This is a genomic window from Streptomyces atratus (assembly GCF_040655115.1).
Classification (GTDB): domain Bacteria; phylum Actinomycetota; class Actinomycetes; order Streptomycetales; family Streptomycetaceae; genus Streptomyces; species Streptomyces atratus_D.
Genome location: NZ_JBFAJH010000075.1, coordinates 1 through 20,800 on the forward strand (window position 1 = coordinate 1; position 20,800 = coordinate 20,800).

At 70.3% G+C, this 20,800-nt stretch carries 17 protein-coding genes; 7 read left to right on the plus strand and 10 right to left on the minus strand.

Annotated elements, in window-relative coordinates:
• Positions 1–139 precede the first annotated feature (139 nt).
• Both AB0I23_RS38310 and AB0I23_RS38315 read left to right on the plus strand, forming a co-directional pair.
• Complete coding sequence (locus tag AB0I23_RS38310) at positions 140–925, plus strand: sensor histidine kinase (protein WP_359117210.1); 786 nt, start codon at positions 140–142, stop codon at positions 923–925.
• A 142-nt stretch (positions 926–1,067) separates the two neighbouring features.
• Entirely contained in the window at positions 1,068–2,756 is a 1,689-nt protein-coding gene (locus AB0I23_RS38315; protein WP_359117213.1) for a hypothetical protein, read from the plus strand.
• A 72-nt stretch (positions 2,757–2,828) separates the two neighbouring features.
• Here AB0I23_RS38315 and AB0I23_RS38320 read toward each other — a convergent pair whose 3' ends face one another.
• From AB0I23_RS38320 to AB0I23_RS38330, 3 genes are all read right to left on the minus strand, one after another.
• Positions 2,829–4,142: an AMP-binding protein gene (locus AB0I23_RS38320; RefSeq protein WP_359117215.1), complete on the minus strand. Its 1,314-nt coding sequence runs from the start codon at positions 4,140–4,142 to the stop codon at positions 2,829–2,831.
• 113 nt (positions 4,143–4,255) lie between these two features.
• Positions 4,256–5,833 (minus strand): succinic semialdehyde dehydrogenase, encoded by a 1,578-nt coding sequence (locus AB0I23_RS38325; RefSeq protein ID WP_359117218.1) that lies wholly within the window; start codon positions 5,831–5,833, stop codon positions 4,256–4,258.
• A 218-nt stretch (positions 5,834–6,051) separates the two neighbouring features.
• Positions 6,052–6,474, minus strand: a complete 423-nt coding sequence (locus tag AB0I23_RS38330; RefSeq protein ID WP_359117221.1) for a hypothetical protein — start codon at positions 6,472–6,474, stop codon at positions 6,052–6,054.
• A gap of 49 nt (positions 6,475–6,523) precedes the next feature.
• Between AB0I23_RS38330 and AB0I23_RS38335 the strand changes: the two genes are divergently transcribed.
• Positions 6,524–6,661, plus strand: a complete 138-nt coding sequence (locus tag AB0I23_RS38335) for a hypothetical protein (protein WP_359117222.1) — start codon at positions 6,524–6,526, stop codon at positions 6,659–6,661.
• Positions 6,662–6,739: 78 nt separating this feature from the next.
• Here AB0I23_RS38335 and AB0I23_RS38340 read toward each other — a convergent pair whose 3' ends face one another.
• Positions 6,740–6,925: a hypothetical protein gene (locus AB0I23_RS38340; protein ID WP_359117224.1), complete on the minus strand. Its 186-nt coding sequence runs from the start codon at positions 6,923–6,925 to the stop codon at positions 6,740–6,742.
• A gap of 171 nt (positions 6,926–7,096) precedes the next feature.
• On the opposite strand from AB0I23_RS38340, the gene ctaD reads away from it, so the two are divergent.
• The 4 genes from ctaD (at position 7,097) to AB0I23_RS38360 (ending at position 11,232) form a co-directional block, all read left to right on the plus strand.
• A complete protein-coding gene (gene ctaD / locus AB0I23_RS38345; RefSeq protein WP_359117269.1) occupies positions 7,097–8,806 on the plus strand; it encodes an aa3-type cytochrome oxidase subunit I in 1,710 nt (569 codons plus the stop codon).
• Positions 8,807–8,843: 37 nt separating this feature from the next.
• The gene (locus AB0I23_RS38350) at positions 8,844–9,188 is read left to right on the plus strand and encodes a hypothetical protein (protein WP_359117227.1); all 345 of its coding nucleotides are present in this window, start codon (positions 8,844–8,846) and stop codon (positions 9,186–9,188) included.
• Between the two features lie 122 nt (positions 9,189–9,310).
• Complete coding sequence (locus AB0I23_RS38355; protein WP_359117230.1) at positions 9,311–10,672, plus strand: NAD(P)/FAD-dependent oxidoreductase; 1,362 nt, start codon at positions 9,311–9,313, stop codon at positions 10,670–10,672.
• A 116-nt stretch (positions 10,673–10,788) separates the two neighbouring features.
• Positions 10,789–11,232 carry a VOC family protein gene (locus AB0I23_RS38360; RefSeq protein ID WP_436847061.1) on the plus strand — a complete coding sequence of 148 codons (444 nt, stop codon included), beginning with the start codon at positions 10,789–10,791 and terminating at the stop codon, positions 11,230–11,232.
• On the opposite strand, the gene AB0I23_RS38365 is transcribed toward AB0I23_RS38360, so the two are convergent.
• The 6 genes from AB0I23_RS38365 to mutA all read right to left on the minus strand — a co-directional run bounded on the left by AB0I23_RS38365 (position 11,193) and on the right by mutA (position 20,295).
• A complete protein-coding gene (locus AB0I23_RS38365) occupies positions 11,193–12,071 on the minus strand; it encodes a sigma-70 family RNA polymerase sigma factor (protein ID WP_359117232.1) in 879 nt (292 codons plus the stop codon). The genes AB0I23_RS38360 and AB0I23_RS38365 overlap by 40 nt on opposite strands.
• A gap of 171 nt (positions 12,072–12,242) precedes the next feature.
• Entirely contained in the window at positions 12,243–13,241 is a 999-nt protein-coding gene (locus tag AB0I23_RS38370; RefSeq protein WP_359117234.1) for an aldo/keto reductase family protein, read from the minus strand.
• Positions 13,242–13,313: 72 nt separating this feature from the next.
• Complete coding sequence (rho, locus tag AB0I23_RS38375; RefSeq protein ID WP_359117236.1) at positions 13,314–14,453, minus strand: transcription termination factor Rho; 1,140 nt, start codon at positions 14,451–14,453, stop codon at positions 13,314–13,316.
• Positions 14,454–15,223: 770 nt separating this feature from the next.
• Positions 15,224–16,222: a methylmalonyl Co-A mutase-associated GTPase MeaB gene (gene meaB / locus AB0I23_RS38380; RefSeq protein WP_359117239.1), complete on the minus strand. Its 999-nt coding sequence runs from the start codon at positions 16,220–16,222 to the stop codon at positions 15,224–15,226.
• Between the two features lie 12 nt (positions 16,223–16,234).
• Positions 16,235–18,436, minus strand: a complete 2,202-nt coding sequence (scpA, locus tag AB0I23_RS38385) for a methylmalonyl-CoA mutase (protein ID WP_359117241.1) — start codon at positions 18,434–18,436, stop codon at positions 16,235–16,237.
• On the minus strand, positions 18,436–20,295 hold the full coding sequence (mutA, locus tag AB0I23_RS38390; protein WP_359117244.1) for a methylmalonyl-CoA mutase small subunit: 1,860 nt from the start codon (positions 20,293–20,295) through the stop codon (positions 18,436–18,438). Before mutA ends, scpA begins: the two co-directional genes overlap by 1 nt.
• Positions 20,296–20,800: the final 505 nt, after the last annotated feature.

Genomic DNA, 20,800 nt, shown 5'->3' on the forward strand with positions numbered 1-20,800 from the left:
CGGCTCGTCGTCGAGGCGACGCGGATCGGCGCCGACACACAGCTGGCGCGGATGGCGAAGCTCGTCGAGGACGCGCAGAACGGCAAGGCGGCGCCACCGGCGGGTGCCGGTGGAGCGCCCCGGGCAGACGGTGACCCTGGTGCACGACCTCGACGGTGAGCCACTGGCCTGTGTCGTCCACGACGAGGTGCTTCTGGACCAGCCCGCTCTGCTGACGGCCGTGACGCAGAGCGTCCGGATGGCGCTGGAGACCAACAGGGTCGCGGCGGAGTTGGCCCTCTCCGGGGCACGTATCGCCGACGCGCACAGCAGCGCCCGCCGGGCCATAGAGCGCGATCTGCACGACGGCGCCCAGCAGCGACTGATCGCCTTGCGGATGAAGGTGGCCGTCCTCGGCCGGCTGCTGCCGCAGGACGCGCGGCGGGCCTCCCAGCTGGCCGAGGAGCTCGGCCCCGACGTGGAGGCGGCCCTGGCGGAGATCCGGGACGTCGCCCATGGCGAAGGCCCACGTCTGCTGCACGACGAGGGTCTCGCCGCCGCACTCGCCGACGCGTTCCGGCAGGTCCCGGGCGTGACGTCGCTCCGCACCGACGGGCTCGGCCGCTACCGGGCCGCCGTGGAGAGCGCGGTGTACTTCACGTGCAGGGAGGCCGTGCAGAACGCCGCCAAGTACGCGGGCCCGGGCAGCACGGTCGGGATCGAGCTCACGGACGACGGGCGACGGCTGTCGTTCTCCGTCCGGGACGATGGTCATGGCCGCCTGCCCGCCGGTGCGGCCGGGGGCGAGGGTCGGACGGGAGCGGGCCTGGCTCATATGCGCGCCCGCATGGCGGGCTGCGGCGGCGAGGTCACCATCACCGGCCTACCGGGGCGGGGGACGGACGTGCACGGCAGCGTCCCGCTCGACGGGCCCCAGGGCATCTGACCCGGATCGCCAGGGTCGACCCCGCGCAGAAGGCGCGAGAAAGGACGCCAGAAAACCGAACTCCCATGGGGCGGGCCGCTCCCTTGGGCGGTGCGCCGGCTTCGACCAGGCTTTGGGCCGACGACGAAGTCAGGAGACCCGCATGCGCAATCGACCGCACAGGAAATGGATCCTCCCGGCACTGGCCGCGGCCCTCGCCGGGGTGCTGAGCTCCGGATTGCCCGTGGCATCGGCGGAGACCGCACCGGCCGCGACGGAAACGGGCCGGGCGGCGGAAGGCAGTACCTCACTCGTGCAGGGGCCGGGCAGCGACTGCTTCTGGTACTACGGCGGAATCGGTGCCGACCCCCTCTACAACATCGCCTACCCCGACGCCGGTGCCGTCTACTGGGCCGCCTACTACCGCCGCCCCGCCGGGTCGACGCTCACGCTGAAGGGGAGCTACCCGCACGCTCGGTACTTCTCCTTCATCTCCTACGACCGACTGGGCCAGCCGGTGGACGGCCTCGCGGACTACCAGATCGCCCCGGACCGCGGCTCCGCCAACCCGTACCTTCCGGGTGCCAGGCGCAACACCCCCGCGAAGCATCGCGGCTACACGGTGTCGTTCGACCACACGGCCAACTACGACACGTCGACGGGCGAGGCCGCGCACACCATCCGCGACCCGCGCAACGACGAACCGGTGCGCAACGACCTGCACACCATCCCCACGGCCTCGCTCGGCCAGACGCCCCTGGGCACCGAGACGGGCCCGGACGGGGTGACGTACGAGACCGACCTGGTACTCATGCGGGTGTACATCCCCGACCGCGGCATGGACCTCACCGGCGGCGTCGGGCTGCCCCAGCCGACCCTGAGGCTCGCGGACGGCACCGAACTGACCGGCCAGGCCGCCTGCGACGCGACAGACTCCGAGTCGAAGGACTACGGGCGTCGGAACGGCGGCGCCACCCGTCTGCCGGAGGCGTCCGCGCTCACGCTGAGCGAGGCCAACTACAAGACCCTGCGCTACCCGGACCAGATCCCCGACAGCGCCGACATGCTGCCGGACACGCCGGGCGTCCAGGTCCAGGTGTACCCGCCGATCGGCCCGAAGACGCCCACGACGTACGCGAGTCCACCGCCCGGGGTGCTGTTCCAGACCAAGCGCAAGGTGGACCCCGCCTTCCCGGCCGCGTACGACCCTGACGCGGATCCGCGGACCTCGCGGACCACGAAGTGGTCGTCCCAGCACAACCGCTCGTACCTGCTGCAGAACTGGACCGGCGACGACGCCGTCGGCGCGAACCCGGCGCCCCAGCGGACGGGCGGCGGGTTCTTCCCGAACATCCACAACAACTACGTGCGCACGGTCCTGAGCGGCAAGTTCGGCCAGGTCGCGGTCCTCAGGGGCAAGCTGCCCACCTTCGCCGCCACCTACGACCACAATCCCGTGATGGGCTCCGGCCAGGTCCGCTACACGTCGTTCTGCGTGAACGAGTCCGTGTACACGACCCGGGTCATGGGCTGTGCGTACGACGAGCAGGTGCCCGTGGACAAGGACGGCTTCTACACCATCGTCGTCAGCCTGGACAAGGACAAGCCCCACAACGCGCGCACGGCGTGCGGTGTCACGTACATCGAGCGCTCGCCGCGCGGGGACGGCTACAAGGACAAGGACTTCGCCTGGTTCCAGATTCGCAACATGATCCCCGACACCGGCTTCCACCACGCGGTGCAGGACACGAAGAGCCCCGGGGACGAGCTCGCGACGATGGGCGACTACCTGCCGAACGTCACGTACATGAGCACGGACCGGTTCGAGGCGGAAGGCTGTTCCCGCCGCTGAACCGGAGGGCGGCCGGCCTGATGGGGCCGGCCGCCGCTTTGTGTCCTTGGCTCGGGGGTGTCTCCCCTGACGTCAGTCCTCGAACGAACCGTGCCGGCCCGCGCCGCCCGCGAACCGTGCCGCGCCGGCCCCGGTCTCGCCGACGGTGAGCGGGTGCAAGCCGTGCCGGTACTCGGCCGCCAGGGAAGCCGTCCTCGTCGCGCCGCGCGAGGTCTCCGGTGCGGAACCAGCCGTCGGTGAAGGCGGCCTCGTCGGCCTCCGGACGGTTCCGGTACCGGCCATCACGTTCGGTCCCGACACGGCCAGTTCGCCCACCGCGCCCTCGGCGACGTCCCTGCCTTCGTCGTCGATGAGCCGCACCCGGACGCCAGCGATCGGGGTACCGATCGAGCCGGGCTTGCGCGGCCCGTCGAGGGAGCCGAACATGACCACCGGCGAGGTCTCCGACAGGCCGTAGCCCTCCAGGACGGGGCAGCCGAAGACGGACTCGAAGCGGTGCAGCACCTCCACCGGCATCGCCGCACCGCCCGTGACGCAGAAGCGCAGGCCGTCCGTGGCGCCGGTCGCGCCGGCGACGTCGGCGGCGGCGAGCAGGCCGAGGAATATGGTGGGCACCCCTTCCACGACCGTGACCTCGTCCCGGGACAGCATCTCCAGCGCCTTCGCCGCGTCGAAGCGCGGCAGCAGGGTGATGCACGCGCCGGTGAGGACGGCGGCGTTGAGGCCGCAGGTCTGGCCGAAGACGTGGAAGAACGGCAGACCGCCGAAGACGGTGTCGGCGGCCGACAAGCCCAGCATCCGCGCCACCGTCTCGGTGTTGCTGCCCAGGTTGCCGTGGGTGAGGCGGGCACCCTTGGGGCGGCCGGTGGCGCCCGAGGCGTAGAGCAGCACGGCGACGTCGTCGGTGTTCCGGTCCACGACCTCGGCGCTCGGCTCGGTGGCGGCCAGTGCGGTGGTGAAGTCCTCCGCGGTGACGTCGGTGCAGCCGATGCCCAGCTCGGCGGCGGCCTTTCGCGCCTCGGGCATCGCCGCGCCCCAGGCCAGAATCGCGCGGGCGCCGCAGTCGCCGGCTGCGTAGCCGATCTCGCCCGACTTCAGCAGCGGGTTCATCGGCACGGCGACCGCGCCGGCGCGCAGCACGCCGTAATAGACAACCGCGAAGTGCGGGATGTTCGGCAGCAGGATCGCCACCCGGTCGCCGACCCCGACGCCTTGCGCGGCGAGCCAGCCCGCGACGCGGGCGCTGTGGGCGTCGAGTGTCCGGTAGCCGACCGTGGTGCCGTCCAGCAGGATCGCCGGGCCGTCGTGGTGCGTGGCCGCGGTGCGCGTCAGATTGTGGGCGAGGTTGGTCATCGTCGACCCTTTCCGCTGTTTCGGTCCGCTCATGATCCGTGGCATCGGCCCGGTCTTTCCATGGGCGGCCGCACGGTGGACAACGCACCGGATTGTGCGGGCGCACGACCGGGGCGCGTATGTGGGGGCGTGGCGTGGGCCAGGGGTCAGCGGATGCGCAGCGCCTTCAGCAGCCGCAGGGCCCGGGTGAAGAGCCGCACGTGCTGTGCCCTGGACAGCCCGAAAGCCGGGTCGAAGCCCAGCAGGTGCTGGCTGGCGACGGTCTGCGGTTCGGTGTACTTCAACAGCCCGGCGGTGCCGTGGCGGCGGCCGATGCCGGACGCCTTCATCCCGCCCATGGGCGCGGCCTGCGAGGCGTAGGCGGCGGCGTAGCCCTCGTTGATGTTGACCGTGCCGGCCTGGATGCGGCCGGCGACGTGGCGGGCGCGGCGCGTGTCGCGGCTGAAGACGGAGGCGTTCAGCCCGTACACGGTGTCGTTGGCGGCCTGCACGGCCTCGTCATCGTCGCGGAACGCGTAGACGGACGCCACCGGGCCGAAGGTCTCCTCCCGCCACGGCGGCATGGACTCCGTGACGCCGGTGAGGACGGTGGGCTCGTAGAAATACGGGCCGAGGTCCGGGCGTGGACGCCCGCCGGTGACGACGGTGGCGCCGGCGGCCCGCGCCGCCTCCACCTGCTCCGTGACCCGCTCCAGTTGCCGCTGCGAGGTGAGCGAGCCCATGTCGGCGTCGAAGCCCAGGCCGGCGCCCAGCGTCAGCTGCCCGACGTGCGCGCCGAAGCGGCGCACGAACTCGTCGAAGCGCGACTCGTGGACATAGATCCGCTCGATGGACACGCACAGCTGGCCCGCGTTGGCGAAGCAGGCACGAACCGCGGTCGGCACTGCTTTGTCCAGGTCGGCGTCGGCGAGCACGAGCATCGGGTTCTTGCCGCCGAGCTCCAAGGAACATCCGATGAGCCGACGCGAGGCGTGCTCGGCGATGGCGCGGCCTGCCGCGGTGGAGCCGGTGAAGCCGATGTAGTCGGCCTGGTCGAGCAGCGGCCGGCCGACCTCCGCCGGGTCACCGTTCACCACCTGCCACAACTCGGCGGGCAGCCCCAGCTCCGTCAGGAGCATCCGGGGCCACAGGCTGGAGAGGACGGTCTGGCTGTCCGGCTTGTGCACCACGGCGTTGCCGGCCAGCAGCGCCGGCACCACGTCCATGGTGAGCGCAAAGGGGTAGTTCCACGGCGTGATGACCCCGACCACCCCCTTGGGGTGCGGGGTCTCCACGGTCCGGGTGAGCAGTGGCAGGGCCCCGGCCCGGCGCCTGGGGTGCAGTACCTTCGGCGCCTGGCGGGCCGCGTACAGGGTGGAGGTGGCGGCGTCCAGCAGCTCCTCGAAGGCGTGGTGGCGGGCCTTGCCGGTCTCCAGCTGGATCAGGTCCAGGATCTCGTCCTGCCGGTCGAGCATCGCGCCGTACAGCTTCAGGAAAGGCTTCGCGCGCTCCCGGGGTGAGCGCGCCGCCCAAGCGCGCTGCGCCTCGCGCGCCGCGGCGTACGCGGCATCCACGTCGGAGGCCGTCGACTGCCGCAGCTCGGCGAGCGGGGCGCCGGTGAAGGGTGCGAGCGTCGTGACCGTGGCACCGGTGGCGGCGATGCCCGCGGTGAGCCGCGCCGTCAGCACGGGGTCGAGTGGGGTGCTGTCCGCCGCCGCTGCGGGCTGTGTGGGCGCGAGTGCCATCGGTGTACGTCTCCTGGAGCGGTTGGCGAGGCGGGTGCGGGGTGGGCCCCATGATCCGGGGACCGGGCCGGTCAGGCCATGGGCCGCCGCCCGGGAGTGCGGGCCCGTCTCTTGTGCACGTGCACGAACGGGCAGGTCAGCTTCGAGATGGCGGATCTGAGCGACTCACGCCATTCGCGGCGACCCTGGGGCCCGTACCGAGCAGGGTGTCGATGGCGCTACGCCCCCTTGCCGCCGGCCTCGGGCATGAAGTGGGCGTAGTGGTCGAGGGTGATGGTCGGGCTGGAGTGGCCGAGCCATCGGGCGAGGGTGACGACGGACTCACCGGCTTCGAGGGTGATCGAGGCATCAGTGTGCCGGAGGACGTGAAAGCCGTCCTTGCGGGATGCCTTCCAGCGATGCCCCTTTTCCCGCATGGGGATGACGCCGGCCTTCGCGAGCGTGGGCTTCCAGACCTCGACGTTGAAGATGTTGGCGCGGATCGCGTTGCCGTACGTCGTGGTCAGGACGAGCGGGAAGGTCTGCTTCTCCCGCTCGGGCTCCGGTCCACCCCACGGCAGCTCGACGTCGGCGGCCGGGTGCTGGAGGGAGGGAGTAGGCCGCCAACTCGGTCGCGACGGACCGGGGCATGTCGACGACACTGGTCTTCCCGCCCTTGGGCAGCGCGAAGTACAAGCGACCGTTGAGGAGTTGGACCTGGCGGCGTACGCGGATGAGGCCGCGCTCGAAGTCGACGTCCGCCGACTACCCAGCGTGTGCGGGTTCAAGAGCCCGATCGACTACGAGAACGAGTACGGGGCCAGCCTCACCATGGGACTGGCTTCATAGGAAGGACTCCACAGTTCGAGGGGGATTGACACAACCAACATCCCATGCTGTCACGGACTCCACGCTACGAGGGGAACCTCAGAAGCCGAGTTGGGGAGGCGTGACATCGACGGCACCGGTTGCCTCGTCGACGGTGACGCCCGTGCCGCCGGATGCCGGAGCGCGCACGGCAGGGAACGCCCCGCCCCTTGGCACCGCCGAGCCCATGGCTGATCCGGACCGGACTTCCCGGTCGGTCGGCACGCCCTGACGGGTGAATGTCACGCCATGGCGGGTGCCGGGCAGCCCACGTCGGTCCCGTGGCTGGTTTGCTGCACCAGGAAACTGGCGCGACGCGCCGGGGGGACCTGCTGGCCGCTCCGGTGGGAGCGGCGCCCCGCCGGGTGCCGAGTCCACCCGCGAAGGACCGACCGAAGGAGCGCCGTTGTGGCGACGATGGGCACAGCTGGGGCGGACGAGGTGGAGGAGTCGTACGCGAACGAGCTGCCGGTACGGAGCAAGGAACCGGGCAATGTGGTCATCAAGTGGATGACCACCACCGATCACAAGACGATCGGAACGTTGTACCTGGTCACCTCGTTCGCGTTCTTCGTCGTCGGTGGCGTGATGGCACTCATCATGCGCGCCGAGCTGGCCCGCCCCGGCATCCAGCTCATCTCGAACGAGCAGTTCAACCAGGCGTTCACGATGCACGGCACGATCATGCTGCTGATGTTCGCCACGCCGCTGTTCGCCGGGTTCACGAACTGGATCATGCCGCTGCAGATCGGCGCGCCCGACGTGGCGTTCCCCCGGCTGAACATGTTCGCGTACTGGCTGTACCTCTTCGGCTCGATCATCGCGGTGGCCGGCTTCCTCACCCCGCAGGGTGCGGCGGACTTCGGCTGGTTCGCCTACTCCCCGCTGACCGACGCAGTCCATTCGCCCAACATCGGCGGCGATATGTGGATCATGGGCCTGGCCTTCTCCGGATTCGGCACGATCCTTGGTTCGGTCAATTTCATCACCACGATCATCTGCCTGCGCGCACCGGGCATGACGATGTTCCGGATGCCGATCTTCGTGTGGAACGTCCTGCTGACCGCTGTGCTGGTCCTGCTGGCCTTCCCGGTGCTGGCAGCGGCCCTTCTGGTGCTGGAGGCGGACCGCAAGTTCGGGGCGCGGGTCTTCGAGGCGGCCAATGGCGGCGCACTGCTCTGGCAACACCTCTTCTGGTTCTTCGGGCATCCGGAGGTGTACATCATCGCTCTGCCGTTCTTCGGCATCGTCACCGAGATCATCCCCGTCTTCAGCCGTAAACCGGTCTTCGGGTACATCGGTCTGATCAGCGCCACCATCTCCATCGCCGGCCTCTCGGCAACCGTGTGGGCGCACCACATGTTCGTCACCGGCGGTGTGCTGTTGCCGTTCTTCTCGTTCATGACGTTCCTCATCGCGGTGCCGACCGGGGTGAAGTTCTTCAACTGGATCGGCACGATGTGGAAGGGCTCGCTGTCCTTCGAGACACCGATGCTGTGGTCCATCGGTTTTCTGGTGACCTTCCTTTTCGGTGGTCTGACCGGCGTCATCCTGGCCTCGCCGCCGTTGGACTTCCATGTCTCGGACTCGTACTTCGTCGTCGCGCACTTCCACTACGTCGTCTTCGGTACCGTGGTCTTCGCGATGTTCGCCGGATTCCACTTCTGGTGGCCGAAGTTCACCGGCAAGATGCTGGACGAGCGGCTCGGCAAGATCACGTTCTGGACACTGTTCGTGGGCTTCCACGGCACGTTCCTGGTGCAGCACTGGCTCGGTGCCGAGGGCATGCCGCGTCGTTACGCGGACTACCTCGCCGCCGACGGCTTCACCCTGCTGAACACGATCTCGACGATCTCCTCGTTCCTCCTCGGACTGTCGATGCTGCCGTTCTTCTACAACGTGTGGAAGACCGCCAAGTACGGCAAGCCGGTCGAGGTCGACGACCCGTGGGGGTACGGCCGTTCGCTGGAATGGGCGACCTCCTGCCCGCCGCCGCGGCACAACTTCCTGACCATGCCGCGGATCCGCTCCGAATCCCCGGCGTTCGACCTGCACCACCCCGCCGTACGCACTCTCGAGGAGGCGCGGAACCGCCCGCACACCGCCCCCGGGGCCCCAGGGGCGTAACCAGGCGTGACGGAGATGCCCCGGTGAAGGAGGACGAATGGACGCCGACAAGGACTGCGTCGCCCACGGTCTGGCACGGATGGAGGGCTATCTGCTGTGGAACGCCGAGGTCGAGGAGGCACGCAGACGGGCCGCCCGGTTCACCGGCGAGCTGCCCTGGCTCACCACGGCCCAGCGTGAGGACGTGGAACGCGTCTACACGGCGGACCGGGTCGCCGCGTCCCGGGCGATGCTGTCCCGGATCTCGGCCCGCTCCACCGAAATGCGCGGCGAGTACAACGACCGCTACCGCGCGCTCAGAGCACGCTGCGTCGCGACCGCCGTCGTCACCGCGGGCGCGGTCAGCGGCACCTGCACCGCCCTCATCCTGCTGACCCGCTGACGCCGTTCCGCCGTCCTCAACGGGCGAAGTCGGACGCGGTTCGTGAGGATGAGGGGTGATGGGCGCGTGTGACCGGGGCAGGAGTACGGGCGCCCGCGCAGACCCGAGAAGGGACGAACACTGTGGCACGACCCAGGATTCTCGTCGTCGGCGCCGGATTTGCCGGGGTCGAGTGCGTACGCCGTCTGGAGCGCGGACTCAACCTCGGCGAGGCGGACATCGCGCTCGTCTCCCCGTTCTCCTACCAGCTCTACCTGCCACTGCTGCCCCAGGTGGCCGCGGGCGTCCTCACCCCGCAGTCGGTCGCGGTGTCGCTGCGCCGCAGTCGTCGGTACCGCACCCGGATCATCCCCGGCGGAGCGATCGGCGTGGACCCGAAGGCGAAGGTCTGCGTCATCCGCAAGATCACCGACGAGATCGTCGACGAACCGTACGACTACATCGTCCTCGCCCCCGGCAGCGTCACCCGTACCTTCGACATCCCGGGACTGCTCGACAACGCCCGCGGCATGAAGACGCTGGCCGAGGCCGCGTACGTACGCGACCATGTGATCGCCCAGCTCGACCTGGCGGACGCCAGCCACGACGAGGACGAACGGGCCTCCAGGCTGCAGTTCGTAGTGGTCGGCGGCGGCTACGCGGGCACCGAGACCGCGGCGTGTCTGCAGCGACTCACCACGAGCGCCGTCGGGCAATACCCCCGGCTCGACCCGAAGCTCATCAAGTGGCACCTGGTCGACATCGCCCCGAAGCTGATGCCCGAGCTGGGGGACAAGCTCGGACTCAGCGCCCTGGCAGTCCTGCGCGAGCGTGGCATCGAAGTGTCGCTCGGCGTCTCCGTCGCCGAGGCCGGACCGGACCAGGTGACGCTCACCGACGGCCGCGTACTGCCGTGCCGCACACTGATCTGGACGGCCGGTGTCACCGCGAGCCCACTGGTCGCCACCTTCGACGCCGAAACGGTACGAGGCCGGCTGGCAGTGACACCCGAGATGACCCTGCCGGGCTTCGACGGCGTCTTCGCGCTCGGCGACGCCGCCGCCGTACCGGACCTGGTCAAGGGCGACGGCGCGGTCTGCCCGCCCACCGCGCAGCACGCCGGGCGCCAGGGACGCAGGCTCGCCGACAACCTGATCGCGACACTGCGCCACCAGCCGCTGAAGCCGTACGTCCACAGGGACCTCGGGCTCGTCGTGGACCTCGGCGGCAAGGACGCGGTCTCCAAGCCGCTCGGCATCGAGATGCACGGCATCGCCGCGCAGGCCGTGGCCCGTGGCTACCACTGGTCGGCGCTGCGCACCAATGTGGCCAAGGCCCGGGTCATGACCAACTGGATGCTCAACGCGATCGCCGGTGACGACTTCGTACGCACCGGATTCCAGGCCAGACATCCTGGCACGCTCCGCGACTTCGAGCACACGGACGCCTACCTCACGCCGGCACAGGTCCGTGAGCACACGGCGTCGATGACGGCCCGCGGCTGATCCGGAATTCCTCATCGGGTCCGGTCACATTCCTCCGGCGGTGCGTGTCATGGCACCGACGGACGGAGTTCCGTCGCTGTGACAGGCAGCAGGACAGGCGACACGAGGAGCAATCCATGACCGCGGGCATCAAGACGATCACCTACCCCGTCAAGGACCTGGCCGGGGCAAAGACCCTGTTCAACATCTTGCTGGAGGCGGAGCCCGTGATGGACGAGCCGTACTACGCCGGCTACCGGGTCGCCGGTCAGGACATCGGTCCGGAGCCCCACGGTCACGGCAAGGGGATGACCGGTCCGCTCGGCCACTGGCACGTGGACGACATCGAGGCAAGCGTGAAGAAGCTCCTCGAAGCGGGTGCGGAGACCGTGCAGGCGATCCAGGACGTCGGCGGCGGCAAGCTCATCGCGTCGCTCAAGGGCGCGGACGGCAACGCGATCGGCCTCATCCAGCCCGCCTGCCGAAAGAGAGGCCCTGGACCGCTGTTCCGACGGAGCAGCGGTCCGGGCCGGCCGGGCGCTCACGCTTCGAGGATCCGCACATCCATCCGGCCGAGGTGATCGGCGTCGGCGAGGAGATCGATCGAGACGATCCTGCCGTCCTCGACGGTGAAGCCGAAGACCACCCGCGGCTTCCCGCCCGAAGTCCGGACGGCGCCCGGAACACCGTCGATCAGCGCCGGCTGCGCCGCCCTGGCACGCCCCGAGAACGTGTCGGCGACCGCCTGGGCCCCGACGGCCGCGGCCGCGCCCGACAGAGCGGCCGCGGTGTCGACGCGCAGGACGACGTCCGGGTCGAGCAGGGCCAGCAGCGCCTCGAAGTCGCCCTCGCGCGACGCGGTCAGGAACGCGTCGACGACTTCGCGACGGCGGACGGGATCCGACCCGGGAGCCGGCATCGGCACGGTGCTCTGGACGCGTCGGCGCGCACGGCTGGCGAGCTGGCGGGTCGCGGCGGGGGTGCGTTCCACGATGGGGGCGATCTCGTCGAACGGCACGGCGAACATGTCGTGCAGCACGAACGCCAGGCGCTCCGCCGGCGGCAGCGTGTCGAGCACCACGAGCATCGCCAGACCGACCGACTCGGTGAGCTCCGCCTGCTGCTCGGGACCGGTGCCGTCCTGGTGCCCCGCGGCCGGTTCCGGCCGGTGCGTCTCCCACGGGTCCTCACGCCGGGTGTCGCGGGCGCGCAGCATATGGAACGACACGCGGGCGACCACCGTCGTGAGCCACCCACAGAGGTTCTCCACCGCGTCGGCGTCGGTGCGGGTGAGCCGCAGCCAGGTTTCCTGGACGGCGTCGTCCGCCTCGGCCGCCGATCCGAGCATCCGGTAGGCCACCGCCCTGAGCCGGGACCGGTGCTGCTCGAAGCGGCCCGCCAGAACTTCTTGTTCGTCCATCGGTCACGTTCCTCCGTCGCGCAGTGTCGTACGAGTGACCCATGGGACCAGCACTTTGTGATCGTGGGCGCACGCCGACACGCCGTCGAAACAGCCCGAACGGGGAGGGCAGGGGCCACCTTGACGCTGCGCCCCGCCCTGTCCGTCGACGACTGATGGCTGACGGCCGACTCAGTCGTTGCCCCCGTGGCCCGCGGTCAGCGCCGGGTTCCGTTCCACCACCGGCTCCAGTACGTCGTCGATGGCCTTGAGGAGATCCGCGTCGAACGTCACGCCCGCCGCCTTCGCGTTCTCCGTGACCTGCTCGGGCCGGGAGGCGCCGATGATCGCGGCGGAGACGTTGGAGTTCTGCAGCACCCAGGCGACGGCCAGCTGGGCAAGGCTCAGACCGGCTTCGTCGGCCAGCGGCCGCAACTGCTGGACCCGCTCCAGGACGTCGTCGCGGAGCCACCCGGAGACGAAGTCCGCACCACCCTTCTCGTCGGTCGCTCGTGAACCGGCCGGAGGCTGCGCCCCCGGCTTGTACTTGCCCGTCAGCACGCCCTGGGCGATGGGCGACCAGACGATCTGACCGATGCCGAGCTCTTCGGAGGCGGGCACCACTTCGGCCTCGATGACCCGCCACAGCGCCGAGTACTGCGGCTGGTTGGAGATGAACGGAACGTTCAGCTCGCGGGCCAGCCGGTGTCCGGCGCGCAACTGGTCGGCGGTCCACTCGGAGACGCCGATGTAGAGGGCCTTGCCGGAGCGGACGACGTCGGCGAACGCCTCCATGGTCTCCTCCAGCGGCGTGGAGTGGTCGTAGCGGTGCGCCTGGTACAGGTCCACGTAGTCGGTCTGCAGCCGGCGCAGGGAGTTGTCGACCGATTCGAGGATGTGCTTGCGGCCCAGGCCGCGGTCGTTGTGCCCCGGGCCGGTCGGGAAGTAGACCTTGGTGAACACCTCGATGCTCTCGCGGCGCTGGTCCTTGAGCGCCCGGCCGAGGACGGCCTCGGCGCGGGTCTCGGCGTAGACGTCGGCCGTGTCGAAGGTGGTGATTCCGGCGTCCAGGGCGGCGCGGATACAGGCGACGGCCGCGTCCTCCTCCACCTGGGAGCCGTGGGTGATCCAATTCCCGTAGGCGATCTCACTGATCGTCAGGCCGCTGCGGCCGAGTCGGCGGAATTCCATGTGCCTGCTCTCCCTGTGCTGATACGTGAGCACGTCATGCTATGCGGACGGGTTCTGTTCCGGCGGGAAGGTTCAGGCAGGGGGGACGGTGCCGTGGATGCGCCGGAGGAACGTCGCGTTGTCGGGGGTCTGCCGGATCCTGTCCAGCAGCACTTCGAGCGTCGCCTGCGCGTCCCGGGTGTGCAGTGCGCGCCGGAGACCTCGGACGGCGGCCAGTTCGGCGGCAGGGAGCAGTAGTTCCTCGCGGCGGGTCCCGGACTGCGGAATGTGCACGGCCGGGTAGACCCGCTTGTCCGCCAGTGTGCGGTCCAGCCGGAGTTCCATGTTGCCGGTGCTCTTGAGTTCTTCGAAGAAGAAGTCGTCGGCGCGGGAACCGGTATCCACCAGTGCGGTGGCGAGGATGGTCAGCGAGCCGCCCTCCTCGGTGAGCCGGGCGGCGCCGAACAGCTGCTTGGGGCCGAGCAGCGCGGTGGCGTCGACGCCACCGCTGAGGGTGCGGCCACCGGCGGTGGCGGCGTTGTTGTGGGCCCGGCAGAGCCGGGTCAGCGAGTCGAGCAGGATCACGACGTCCTGCCCTTGCTCGACGAGCCGCTTCGCGCGCTCCACCGCGATTCCGGCGAGTGCGATGTGCTCCTTCGTGGGCCGGTCGAAGGTCGACGCGAACACGTCACCTCGCACGGAACGTCGCATGTCGGTGACCTCCTCGGGACGTTCGTCGAGCAGCACCACCATCAGATGGCACTCGGGGTGATTGGCCGCGACGGCGGCGGCGATCTGCTGCAGCAGCACGGTCTTTCCGGTCCGGGGCGGGGCGACGATCAGCCCGCGCTGCCCCTTGCCGACCGGGGCGACGAGATCGACGACGCGCGTCGCCGGACTGCCGCCGGGTGTCTCCAGACGCAGCCGCCGCCGGGGGTGGAGTGGGGTGAGATCGGCGAAGTGCGGCCGGTCGCGCAGCGCCTGCGGGGTGCGTCCGTTCACGCGCTCGACGGCTGTCAGGGAGCGGGCCCGGTCGCAGGTGCCCTCGACGAGATCGCCCCTGCGCAGGCCGTACCGGCGGACGAGGGCGGCGGACACCTGCACGTCGCCGTGGGACGGGTGGCCGCCGTCGGTGCGCAGGGCACCGTGTCCCTGGCGCGTGATGTCCAGGACACCGGTGGCGGTGGTGAGGATCAGTTGCGGGTCGACGGGGCGTTCGAGTGTGGTGGTCATGCGGGGTGGTCCTTTCGCGGACATGGCGAACGAGGGGCCCGGCGGGTGTGAGGGGCGGTGTGACCACGCCCCGGACGGCGGGCAGGAAAGTCCGTACCGGACTGAGAAGAAGGTGGTGCGGAAGCTGCGTCGCCGGCCGGGGAAGGACGGGCGGAACAGCGTCAGGAGGGAAAACCGGCACCGGCGCCCAGAAACGGAGGGCGTACACACGTGCCGCCGCGCACTGTACCACCTGCCGGACGCGAGACGCGCCGGGTATACGGGAGAGGCGTGGTGGCCGCCCCGCAGCCACCACCCTTGACCCGCTCGCCCGTGCCGGCCGGGCTCAGAGCCTGTCGGGTGACCTCTGATCGGGCTGCCACGCCCTGGCACGCACGCTTCCGGCGTTGCCGAAACGCCCTGGTAGCTCCTTCCTCAAGCTCTCGACTTCGTTCGAGCAGGGGAGACCCCGTCCGAGGCCATCCCGGCGCCTCGGAATCGCACGCACCATGCCGCGTCCGCTCTTCGATCGAAGGTCACCCGACAGGCTCTCAGCCGCTGAGCGCTGGAGGTCCGCAAGACCGCCGCCGTCCATGAACGGCTCACCGCCGTCGCCCTCGACGGCGACGGACCGACGGGACTGGCCACGACGCTCGCCGAGGTGCCGCGCGGCAGCGTCCTCGTTCTCGGCGCTCCCCGGCCCGCAGTGGCCCCACGGCGACCACGGGCTCCGGGTCCACTTGGCCCTCACCAAGCACCGCACAGCGGGGTGAGGGCCGAAGAGCTACGGATCAGTCGTTGCGGTCCTCGCTCCGGAACGCGGCGAGGATTTCCTCGGCGGCGAGTGTCGCCGTCAACTCGCCGTCGCGCACGCGCTGTTCGAGAGCAGGCGTGAGGGCGCGGACCTCCGGATGGCTGCGCAGACTGTCCAGCAGCTCGTCCCGCACCATCGTCCAGGTCCAGTCGACCTGCTGCTCGCGCCGTTTCGCGGCGAGCCGCCCCGTCGAGTCCAGCAGCGCACGGTGCTCCTCCAGCCGCTCCCACAACGTGTCGAGGCCGGTCGACTCACGGGCGCTGCAGGTCAGCACCGGGGGAGTCCACGCCGCATCGGCCGGGTGCATCAGCCGCAGGGCGCCCGCCAGTTCGCGGGCCGCCGCACGCGCGTCCCGCTCGTGCGGACCGTCGGCCTTGTTCACCGCGATGGCGTCCGCCAACTCCAGGACACCCTTCTTGATGCCCTGCAGCTGGTCGCCGGTACGGGCCAGCGTGAGCAGCAGGAACGTGTCGACCATCTGGGCCACGGCCGTCTCCGACTGCCCCACGCCGACCGTCTCCACCAGCACCACGTCGTAACCCGCGGCCTCCATCACCACGATGGACTCCCGGGTCGCTCTGGCCACCCCGCCCAGTGTCCCGGCGGTGGGGGAGGGGCGTACGAACGCCGCCGGATCGACCGCCAGCCGCTCCATCCTGGTCTTGTCGCCCAGGATGGAGCCGCCGGTACGGCTGGAGGACGGATCGACCGCCAGCACCGCGACCCGGTACCCGAGCCCGGTGAGCATCGTGCCGAGCGCGTCGATGAAAGTGGACTTCCCGACCCCCGGCACCCCGCTGATGCCGATGCGCCGGGCATTGCCGGAACGCGGCAGCAGCGCGCGGAGCAACTGCTGCGCCAGCGCCCGGTGATCGGGGCGGGTGGACTCGACGAGAGTGATGGAGCGCGCGATGTACGCCCGCTTCCCGTCGAGCACCCCCTTCACATAGCTGTCGATATCGATCGTCGGAGCCATCGGGTCAGCGGCTCACAGCTCATGACCGAGCGCGGCACCGAGCCGCGTCACCAGATCGAAGGCGGCGTCGGGGATCACCGTGCCGGGCGGGAACACGGCCGCCGCACCCGCATCGTGCAGCGCCTCGACGTCCTGCGGCGGGATCACCCCACCCACGACGATCATGATGTCGTCGCGGCCCTCGGCGGCCAGCTCCTCACGGAGCGCCGGTACGAGGGTGAGGTGTCCGGCCGCCAGCGAGGAGACACCCACGATGTGCACATCCGCCTCGACCGCCTGCCGCGCCACCTCCGCCGGCGTCTGGAACAGCGGGCCGACGTCGACGTCGAAGCCCAGGTCGGCGAAGGCCGTCGAGATCACCTTCTGACCCCGGTCATGGCCGTCCTGACCCATCTTGGCGACCAGGATCCGCGGACGGCGCCCTTCCGCCTCCTCGAACCGGTCGACCAGCGTCCGGGTACGGTCCACGGAAGGTGACTCCCCAGCCTCGTTGCGGTACACACCGGAGATCGTACGGATCTGGCCCGCGTGCCTCCCGTACACCTTCTCCAGGGCGTCCGAGATCTCGCCGACCGTGGCCATCGCGCGGGCCGCGTCGACCGCGAGCGCCAGCAGATTGCCTTCGAGGCCCGGGCCGGGACCGCGCTCGGCAGCCGCCGTCAGTGCTCGCAGCGACGCCTGGCAGGCCGCCTCGTCGCGCTCCGCGCGCAGCCGCCGCAGCTTCTCGATCTGCTGGGCGCGCACCGAGGAGTTGTCGACCTTGAGCACGTCGATCCGCTCATCGGTCTCCACCCGGTACTTGTTGACCCCGATCACCGGCTGCCGCCCGGAGTCGATCCGCGCCTGCGTACGGGCCGCGGCCTCCTCCACCCGGAGCTTCGGGATGCCCGCGTCGATGGCCTGCGCCATCCCGCCCGCCGCCTCGACCTCCTCGATGTGCTGCCAGGCCCGTCGCGCCAGGTCGTACGTCAGCTTCTCCACGTACGCGCTGCCGCCCCACGGGTCGATGACGCGGCCGGTCCCCGACTCCTGCTGCAGCAGCAGTTGGGTGTTCCGGGCGATCCGCGCCGAGAAGTCCGTCGGCAGCGCGAGGGCCTCGTCGAGGGCGTTGGTGTGCAGCGACTGGGTGTGCCCCTGGGTGGCGGCCATCGCCTCCACGCAGGTCCGCGTGACGTTGTTGAACACGTCCTGCGCGGTAAGTGACCATCCCGATGTCTGCGAATGGGTACGCAGAGAGAGGGACTTGGCGTTCTTCGGCTCGAACTCCTTGACCAGCTTGGCCCAGAGCAGACGGGCCGCCCGCAGCTTCGCGACCTCCATGAAGAAGTTCATGCCGATCGCCCAGAAGAACGACAGCCGCGGCGCGAACGCGTCGACATCGAGACCGGCGTCCCGCCCGGCCCGCAGATACTCCACCCCGTCCGCGAGGGTGTACGCCAGCTCCAGATCGGCCGTCGCACCCGCCTCCTGGATGTGATAGCCGGAGATGGAGATCGAGTTGTAGCGCGGCATCTTCTGCGAGGTGTACGCGAAGATGTCGGAGATGATCCGCATCGAGGGCTTCGGCGGATAGATGTAGGTGTTGCGGACCATGAACTCCTTGAGGATGTCGTTCTGAATGGTCCCGGCCAGCTTCTCGGGCGCCACGCCCTGCTCCTCGGCGGCCACGATGTACAGCGCGAGTACGGGGAGCACCGCGCCGTTCATCGTCATCGACACCGTCATACGGTCCAGTGGTATGCCGTCGAACAGCTGGCGCATGTCGTAGATCGAGTCGATCGCGACGCCCGCCATGCCGACATCGCCGGTCACCCGCGGGTGGTCGCTGTCGTAGCCGCGGTGGGTCGGCAGGTCGAAGGCGACGGAGAGTCCCTTCTGCCCGGCCGCGAGGTTGCGGCGGTAGAAGGCGTTGGACTCCTCGGCCGTGGAGAAGCCCGCGTACTGGCGGATCGTCCACGGCTGGTTGACGTACATCGTCGGGTAGGGGCCGCGCAGATACGGGGCCATCCCCGGGTACGTACCGAGGAAGTCGACCCCTTCCAGGTCACGCCCGGTGTACAGCGGCTTGACCGAGATGCCCTCCGGCGTCTCCCACAGCAGATCGCCTTCGGGGTCGCCGGTGGACTCCTTCACCGCTGCGCGCCACTGGTCCTCGGACCCCTCGGCGCCGGCGTCCGGCCCGAGTTCGATGCCGGAGAAGTCGGGGATCCGCATTACGCCACACCCATACGGTCGAGAACGGAGGAGAGCACGGCCACTACATCGCAGCCCGCGAAGACGTATGCGTCGACATCGGGATACTCGGCAGGCCGGCCTGCGAGGAACACCCGCTGCGCACCGGCCGCGCGCAGCGCCGCGGCCACGGCGTCGGCCTGCTCGGCGTAGAGCGCGTCGCTGGAACACAGCACAGCCACACCCGCCCCACTGGCGGCGAAGGCGCCGGCGGCCGTCGAAGCCTCCACCGGCACCGGGTCGTGCACGGGCTCGATCCCGCCTGCCTGGAACAGGTTCGAGGCGAACGTGGCCCGCGCGGTGTGCGCCGACGCGGGTCCGAGCGCGGCGAGGAACACCCGCGGACGGCTGCCCGTCGCCGCCAGATGAGCGTCCGACCGCGCGCGCAGCGCCTCGAACGCCTCGTCACGCCGGACCACGGGCAGAGCGCCCGACATGCCACCGGCGCCGGGAGCCGCCTCGCGCTCCACCGGTCGCTCCGCCAGCTGCGGGAACTCACTGACCCCGGTGATCGGCTCCTTGCGCCGCGCCAGATCCTTGCTGCGCGCCGCCCAGGTGGCCGCCAGCCGTTCACCCACCAGGCCGGAGCCCAGCGCCGCGGCCTGGCCACCCGCCCGCTCGATCTCCTGGAAGAAAGCCCAGGCCGCGTCGGCGAGTTCGGCGGTCAGCCGCTCCACGTACCAGGATCCTCCCGCCGGGTCGATGACCCGGGCCAGATGCGACTCCTCCAGCAGGATCGTCGACGTATTACGTGCGATGCGCCGGGCGAACGCGTCCGGCAGACCCAACGCGTGATCGAACGGCAGCACGGTGACGGAGTCGGCCCCGCCGACCCCCGCGCCGAGACATGCCAGCGTCGTCCGCAACATGTTCACCCACGGATCGCGCCGCGTCATCATCACCGGCGACGTCACCGCGTGCTGACGCTGCGCACCGGCGCGCGGAGCCCCGCACACCTCGGCCACCCGCGCCCACAGCCGACGTGCCGCCCGCAGCTTGGCGATGGTCAGGAACTGGTCGGCGGTTGCCGCGTACCGGAACTCCACCTGCGCGCAGGCCGCCTCGACGGAGAGCCCCGCCCCGGTCAGCGCCCGCAGGTAGGCCACACCCGTGGCCAGCGAACTGCCCAGCTCCTGGGCGGCCGAGCCGCCGGCCTCGTGGTACGGCAGCGCGTCCACCGTCAGCGCCCGCAGCCCGGGGTACTCCATCGCGCACCGCTCGGCCCAGTGCACGGCGGTCGCCAGATCAGGTGCACCGCCGCTGCGCGCCGCCTGCCCCAGCGGATCCGCGCCGAGACCGCCGCGCACGGATGCCGCGGCAACCCCGCGCTCCTGGTGGAGCCGGAGCAATTCCGTTGCCGCGGCGTCGAGTTCACCGCCCGCGTCGATCGCGAGGGGAGCCAGATCGAGATAGACACCGTCCAGCGCCCGCGCCAGATTGGACACCGGTACGCCCGCGGTACCGCCGACGGTCAGCCACAGCGACGTGACACCGTTCTCCAGATCCGCGAGCACGGCCTCGTTCAGCCGGACCGGATCCGTCAGGCTGTGCCGCTGCCGTACGTCCCAGCCGCCCGTCGCGTTCCCCGTGGCCTTGCTGCCGCGGGTGAAGGGGGCGAAGCCCGGATATCCGGCATCGGGCGCGTCATCGCGCGAGGTGTAGAGAGGGCGGGTGATGAGCCCGTCCTCCACCGTGGTGGACAGCGCTTCCTCGGCGGCCGAACCCGCAACATCCCTGCCCGACTTGCGCAGCACACCTTCGACAAGGCTCTGCCACTGCTCATGGGCTGGATGAGGGAACTCGGCGGCCAACGAAAGCCCGTCAGCAGGCAGGACCGTCATGCCTGGATGCTAGGCGAAGGCTCAGATGAGCAGCAGGGGGACCGCCTGTGACCTTGCCCTCTCTCCATGCACTTGATCCGGTACGGACGGTGGCGTAACCGGAGAGCCGTCGAGGCCTCGGTGCGCCGACTCCGTAGCGGAAGGGGCACAGGGCCTCGCGATCATCGTCCCGGAAGCCGTCTCCGTACACCGCGACAAGCCCAGGGCGGCCCCCGTGACGTCCGGCCGGGCAGGGGCAGCGAGGTGACCGCCGTCGGCAGCGGGTTCCGGGTGGTGATCGTCTCCGCCTGGGCGTCGGGTCTCGTCGCCGAGATCACCCCCTGAGCCGCGGCCGAACCGGGGCTCACCGAAGGAACGGCCGTGTGGACCCGCGCCAAGGCCACTGAGGTCACCCGCTGTCGTCCTCTGACCGTGGCGGCCACGGAGGTCGCCGTCATGGGCGGATTGTCACAGTGCGGCAGTAAATGACCAAAGTTATGCTGCTGACATTCCATCCCTCAGGAGA